This window comes from Oceanicella sp., assembly GCF_056449545.1.
Map to the genome: position 1 here is coordinate 20,587 of NZ_JBWOMN010000021.1, position 6,575 is coordinate 27,161.

The window sequence follows — 6,575 nt, forward strand, 5'->3', positions numbered from 1 at the left end:
CGCTAGGCTGCGCGCAACAGGAGGCGCGCCCATGACCATAGCGACTGCAATCGCGAAACTGACCGAGGCCTTTGGCGAGCAGGTGAGCGTCACCGCCGCCATGCGCGACCAGCACGGCCAGAACGAGGCCTACTACCCGGTCACCCCGCCCGACGCCGTGGTCTTCCCCGAATCGACCGATCAGGTGTCGCGCATCGTGCGGATCTGCGCCGCCGAGGGCTGCCCGGTGATCCCCTGGGGCGTGGGCACCTCGCTGGAGGGCCACGCGCTGGCGTTTCAAGGCGGGATCAGCCTGGACATGAGCCGCATGGACCGGATCATCGAGGTGCATCAGGCGGATATGGACGTGGTGGTGCAGCCCGGGGTGACGCGCAAGACGCTCAACACCCATCTGCGCGACACCGGGCTGTTCTTTCCGGTTGACCCGGGGGCCGACGCGACCCTGGGCGGCATGGCGGCGACGCGGGCCTCGGGCACCACCACGGTGCGCTACGGCGCCATGCGCGACAACGTGCTGGCCATGGAGGCGGTGCTGGCCGACGGGCGGGTGATCCGGGTGGGATCGAGGGCGCGCAAATCCGCCTCGGGCTATGATCTGAAGAACCTGCTGGTGGGCTCCGAGGGCACGCTCGCGGTGATCACCGAATTGACGATCAAGCTGCACGGCCAGCCCGAGGCGGTGTCCGCGGCCACCTGCGCCTTCGACAGCGTCGAGGGCGCGGTCAACGCCTGCATCATGTCGATCCAGATGGGCGTTCCCATGGCCCGGATCGAATTTCTGGATCAGGTGTCGATCCGGGCCTTCAACGCCTACGCCAAATACGACCTGCCCGAAAAGCCGCACCTGTTCCTGGAATTCCACGGCAGCGAGGCCGGCGTCGCCGAACAGGCCGAACGCTTCGGCGAGGTGGCGCAGGACTGCGGCGGCGGCGATTTCGCCTGGACCGCCAACACCGAAGAGCGCAACCGCCTGTGGGCGGCGCGCCACAACAGCTATTTCGCCTTCAAGGCGCTTCAGCCAAATTGCCGGGCGCTGACCACCGATGTCTGCGTGCCGATCTCGCGGCTGGCCGAGGCGATATCGGCGGTGTCCGCGGACATCGCCGACAGCGCGCTGATCGGGGCCATCGTCGGCCATGTGGGCGACGGCAATTTCCACGCGGCGCTGCTGATCGACCCCGACCGGCCCGAGGATCTGGCCGAGGCCAAGCGCCTGGCGCACCGGCTCAACCGCCGCGCGCTTGAACTGGGCGGCACGGTGACCGGCGAACACGGGGTCGGCAAGGGAAAGATGGCCTACATGCAGGAAGAGCACGGCGACGCCTGGGGGCTGATGGCCCAGATCAAGCGCGCGCTCGACCCCGGCAACATCCTCAACCCCGGCAAGGTGGTCAAGGTGAACTGAGCGCCGCGACGCGCCCCGCACGACAGCGGCCCCGGATGACTGCGGCCCCGGGTGACTGCGGCCCCAGACGACACCGAAGGAAAACAACCGATGCAGGACGATGCATATGTCGACCCGACGCGCGCGGCATTCGACGCCTTCAAGGCGCTGCCCCGCGATGCGCCGATCGAGATGCTCAACCTCGTGGCGTTTCGCCAGACCGCCGCCTATCCGGCCGGTCACGCCAAGGCCGATGCCGGGCTCAGCGGCGCCGAAGCCTACGCCGCCTATGGGCGCGAGACCGCGCCGCTGCTGGCGGCGGTGGGCGGCGCGATCATCTGGCGCGGACGCATGGAAACCATGCTGATCGGCCCGGCGGATGAGCGCTGGGACGCCATGTTCATCGCCCGCTACCCCAATTCCGGCGCCTTCTTCGCGATGATCGCCGATCCCGCCTATCAGAAAGCCGTGGTGCATCGTCAGGCGGCGGTCGCCACTTCGCGCCTGATCCGCTGCGCCCCGTCAAAGGGCGCCGCCGCCTTTGGCTGAGCCGGCCGCGAAGGCCGGAGTCCGAAGCGGGTCGCTCGCCGTCCCCTGAATGCCTTCGGCATTCACCGGGGCAAAGCCCCGGGCGCTGGCTTCGCCAGCGCGGGGACGGCTGCCCCAGCCGCGCCGTGGTCGCCGCATGTCGACCGGATCGCGGGTTGACAATTCAGGCCGACAGCAGCGCCCTTGCGGCCTCGCGGGCCGCCTCGGTGACGGTTTCGCCGGCCAGCATGCGGGCGATCTCCTCCTCGCGCGCCGCGTCGGGCAGGCGGGCGACATGGGTGCGCGCCGCGCCGCGCTCGACCCGCTTGGCGATGTGGAAATGATGCGCGGCGCGGGCCGCCACCTGCGGCGAATGGGTCACCACCAGCACCTGCACCCGGTCCGCCAGCCGCGCCAGCCTGCGGCCCACCGCGTCGGCGGTGGCGCCGCCGACGCCGCGGTCGATCTCGTCAAAGATCATCGATTGCGCGGCGCGCCGCCCGGCGAGACGGACATTCAGCGCCAGCAGGAACCGCGACAGCTCGCCCCCCGAGGCGATGCGCCCCAGCGGCCCGAAGCCGGCGCCCGGATTGGGCGCGATCTCGAATTCCACCCGGTCGGCGCCGTCCGGGCCGGGGGCCGCCGCGCTGATCCCGGTGCGAAACCGGGCCCGCTCCATGCGCAGGGGCGCGAGTTCGCCCGCCACCTCCCGGTCCAGCCGCGCCGCAGCCTTGCGGCGGCGCGCGCTCAGGGCGGCGGCGGCGGCGTCACAGGCGGCGCGCGCGGTTTTCGCCGCCTGCGCCAGCGCCGCGATGCGCGCCTCGCCGCTGTCGATCGCAGCCAGCCGGGCGGCGAATTCGGCGGCGAGCCCGGGCAGGTCTTCGGGACTCACCCGGTGCTTGCGCGCCAGCCCGCGCAACGCGAACAGGCGCTCTTCCACCAGATCGAGGCGCGCCGGATCGGCATGCAGGTCGTCCAGCGCGGCCTCGACCCCCTGCTGCGCCTCGCCCAATTCGGTCAGCGTGCGCTCCAGCGCCGCCAGCGGCGCCGCCAGCCGCCCCTCGGCGGCCTCGCTGGCGTCGTCCAGCCAGCGCATGGCGTCCGACAGCGCCCCTTCGGCGCCCTGGGCGCCCAGCGCCCCGGCGGCGCGGGCCACATCCTCGCGGATCTTCTCGGACGCCTTCATCAGCCGGCGTTCTGAATCCAGCGCCGCGTCCTCGCCGGGGGCGGGGGCCAGTTCGTCGAGCTCCGCCGCCGCGTGGCGCAGGAATTCGGCGTCCGCCGCGGCGACCTCCAGCGCATGCCGGGCCTCGGCCAGCGCCGCGTCGGCGGCGGCGGCGGCGCGCCAGGCGGCGCGAACCCGCGCCAGCGCCGCGCCGTTTTCGGCGTAGGCGTCAAGAATGGCGCGGTGGCCGCGCGGGTTCAGCAGCCCGCGATCATCATGCTGGCCGTGGATCTCCACCAGCGTCTCGCCCACCGCGCGCAGCACCTCGCCCGAGGCGCGCTGGTCATTGACGAAGCCGCTGGCCCGCCCGCCCGCCGCGATCTGGCGGCGCAGGATGATCTCGCCGCCCGCGCCCGTCAGCCCGGCCTCGGCCAGCACGCCATGGGCGGGGTGGTCCGGCGGGCAGTCGAACACCGCCGTCACCCGGCCGGTCTCTGCGCCCTCGCGCAGCATCCGCGCCCGCCCCTTGCGGCCCAGCGCGAAGCCCAGCGCGTCGAGCAGGATGGACTTGCCCGCCCCGGTCTCGCCGGTCAGCGCGTTCAGCCCGGCGTCGAAATCCAGCGACAGGGATTCGATCAGCAGAATGTCGCGAATCTCCAGATTGCGCAGCATGCCGCGTGATCCCCCGTTGCGCCGCCCGCCGCGCCTGGACTCAGAGCGTGTCGCCGGTGGTCACCCGGCGGAAGGCGCGGCTGATCCAGCTTTCGCGATCCTCGAACGGCGCGATGTCGGCGCCGCGCATCATCGCGTAGCTGGCCTCGTACCATTCCGAGCCCGGGAAATTGTATCCCAGCACGGCGGCCGCGGTCTGCGCCTCGCTGGGGATGCCCAGAATCAGATACGCCTCCACCAGCCGGTGCAGCGCCTCGGGCGCGTGCGACGTGGTCTGGTAGCGGCTCAGCACCACCTTGAAGCGGTTGATGGCGGCGATGGCGTGGCCCTGCCCCAGATAATAGCGCCCGATCATCATCTCCTTGCCGGCGAGCTGGTCGCGGGCGAGATCGATCTTCAGCTGCGCCTCGCGGGCGTATTTGGTGCCGGGGTAGCGGCGCACCACCTCCTGCAATTCCTGCAGCGCCAGCCGTGTGGCGCCCTGGTCGCGGGCCACGTCGACGATCTGGTCGTAATAGGACATGCCGATCAGATACTGGGCGTAGGGGCTGTCCGTATCCGAGGGAAAGAAATTCAGGAACCGCTGCGCCGCGATGGTGGCGCGATCGAATTCCCCGGCCTGGTAGAACGAGAACGCGGCCATGATCATCGCCCGCTTGGACCACTCCGAATAGGGGTGGACGCGCTCCAGCTCCTCGAAGGTGTCGCCCGCCTGGACGGGCTGGCCGGCGTTGAGCTGGGCCTCGCCTTCGCGAAAGATGCTGGCGGCGGAGCGATCCGCGTAGGGGTCGGCGAAGGGATCGTCGTTTTTGCTGGAACAGGCGGCCAGCGTGAACATGGATGCGACGATGAGAGCGAAACGGAGCATTGCGCGCCTTCTCCCGGAATTCTGCTGCGTCAAGCGCCGCGCCGGACCCGCCAGGGGCGGTCCGATCGGCGCGGGCCCTGATTGCTAGCACAGTTTTTCGCGCGCCGACACGGGGGCCGCGCAGGGTTTTTTCATTGTGAGGAGATTTTCGCCCCGCCCCGGGCGCGGCCCCGATCCCTGCGCATCGCGGGCGGCGCGGGCGGGCCTGACGATTGCTGACGACGTGCGGAGAAAACTTACTGCGCGGGCAGGCCCAGCGTGCGCCACACGCCGGTCTCCGCCGCTTCGTAGCGCCAGGCGTCGGGGCGGGCGAACAGCGCGTGCAGCAGGCGGTTGGTCATCTCGTGCCCGGCGCGCCGGCCCACGTAGCGGCCGATGATCGGGGCCCCGGCCAGCGACAGGTCGCCCACCGCGTCCAGCATCTTGTGGCGCACGAATTCATCCGCGTGGCGCAGCCCGCCGGGGTTGAGCACCGCGCCGCCGTCGACCACGATGGCGTTGTCCAGCGAACCGCCCAGCGCCAGCCCCATCTTCTGCAGCATGTCGACCTCGGCCTTGCGGCAGAAGGTGCGGCTGTCCTGAAGATGTTCGATGAAGGCGCCGTTGACCAGCGTCATCGCCCGGGACTGGACGCCGATGGCCGCGTCCTCGAAATCGATGCCGAAATCGATCTCGAACTGGTCCGAGGGTTCGAGCCGGGCGATGCGGCCATCGTCCTCGACCTCGACCGGCTTGAGGATGCGGATCACCCGGTTCTCGCCCTCGACCCGGCGCAGGCCCGCCTTGGCGATCGCCGTGGCGAAGGGGCGGGCGGAGCCGTCCATGATCGGGGCTTCCGGGCCGCTGACCTCGACCAGCGCATTGTCGACGCCGCAGCCGGCGAGCGCCGCCATCACGTGTTCGACGGTGGAGACCGTCACCCCGTCGCGGTTTTCCAGCCGCGTGCACAGGGTGGTGTCGCTGACCGCGTCATGGCGCGCCGGGATCATCGGATCCGCGTCGCGCAGATCCGTGTCCTTCAGGTCGGTGCGCTTGAACCAGACGCCGTATTCGCCCGAGGCGGGCAGGATGCGCAAGCGCGCCGGCTTGCCCGAATGCAGGCCCACGCCGTCGAATTGAAGTTCGTTCTTGACCGTCGTTTGCACCGCTGCGCCCCTTGAATTCTTTTTTTGTTGTCAGCGCACAGATACGACCCCCCGGAAGTCCAGACAAATAAAGCTTTATGTCGCTTTGCAACACTGATCACGCCCATCAGGTTAATAAATTGTTATCGCTACGTAAAACCGCCCCGCTTGCGGCGGGGCGGCGGTGGATTTTCAGGTCCCGTCGCCGGGGGGCAACCGGATGCGCGCAGCGCGCCGCCTAGTTGGCCTGACGGCGCAGGAAAGCCGGGATGTCGCGCTGGCGATCGGCGTCGGCCGAGGTCTCCTCGGCCGGCGCGCCGACCTCGAACGAGGGCTCGCGCGCCGCCTCGCGCGCGCTCGGCCTGGCGGTGGCCGAGGCCGCGGACCCGGTCATGCGGTGGATCAGGCTGTTGATGCCGAAACGGCCGCGCTCGCCAGGCTCGGCGGCGGCGGGGGCCGGTTCGGGCGCCGACGCAGGGGCAGGCGCCGTGGCAGGCGCAGGGGCGCGCGAGGCCGGGGGCGCGGTGTCGGGCTGGTTGCGCACCGCCTCCTGCAGGCGGCGCAGGGTCTCGGGCGAGGGCTGGCCCGGCGCGAGTCCGGCGGCGGGCCCGGCGCGATCGCCGGACGCGGCCTCGCCCGGGGCTTCGGCGCGCGGCGCGATGAAGGCGCCGTTGCGTTCGAAGCGGTGGGGCTGCTCGGGCGCGGCGGCGGCGACGGGGGCGGCGACCATGGGGGCGTCGTCATCGTCGTCGAACAACTGGCGCTCGGCCGCCGGGGCCTGGGTCGCGGCGACCGCCGGGGCGGCCTCGGGCGCCGGCGCGGCGGGCTCGGGCG

The 6,575-nt window shown here is 71.2% G+C and carries 5 protein-coding genes and 1 pseudogene; 2 read left to right on the forward strand and 4 right to left on the reverse strand.

Features of this window, described 5'->3' with window-relative positions:
• Positions 1–31: 31 nt before the first annotated feature.
• The gene (locus AC1HC7_RS03670) at positions 32–1,405 is read left to right on the forward strand and encodes an FAD-binding oxidoreductase (RefSeq protein WP_479495297.1); all 1,374 of its coding nucleotides are present in this window, start codon (positions 32–34) and stop codon (positions 1,403–1,405) included.
• A gap of 90 nt (positions 1,406–1,495) precedes the next feature.
• Positions 1,496–1,933: a DUF1330 domain-containing protein gene (locus AC1HC7_RS03675; protein WP_479495296.1), complete on the forward strand. Its 438-nt coding sequence runs from the start codon at positions 1,496–1,498 to the stop codon at positions 1,931–1,933.
• Positions 1,934–2,096: 163 nt separating this feature from the next.
• Here the strand turns inward: AC1HC7_RS03675 and recN are convergent, their stop codons facing one another.
• From recN to AC1HC7_RS03695, 4 genes and pseudogenes are all read right to left on the reverse strand, one after another.
• Complete coding sequence (gene recN, locus AC1HC7_RS03680; RefSeq protein ID WP_479495295.1) at positions 2,097–3,749, reverse strand: DNA repair protein RecN; 1,653 nt, start codon at positions 3,747–3,749, stop codon at positions 2,097–2,099.
• 40 nt (positions 3,750–3,789) lie between these two features.
• Positions 3,790–4,617 (reverse strand): outer membrane protein assembly factor BamD, encoded by an 828-nt coding sequence (locus tag AC1HC7_RS03685; protein ID WP_479495294.1) that lies wholly within the window; start codon positions 4,615–4,617, stop codon positions 3,790–3,792.
• 236 nt (positions 4,618–4,853) lie between these two features.
• Complete coding sequence (gene lpxC / locus AC1HC7_RS03690; RefSeq protein ID WP_479495293.1) at positions 4,854–5,762, reverse strand: UDP-3-O-acyl-N-acetylglucosamine deacetylase; 909 nt, start codon at positions 5,760–5,762, stop codon at positions 4,854–4,856.
• A 217-nt stretch (positions 5,763–5,979) separates the two neighbouring features.
• Positions 5,980–6,575, reverse strand: a pseudogene (locus tag AC1HC7_RS03695) (cell division protein FtsZ); the annotation flags it as partial.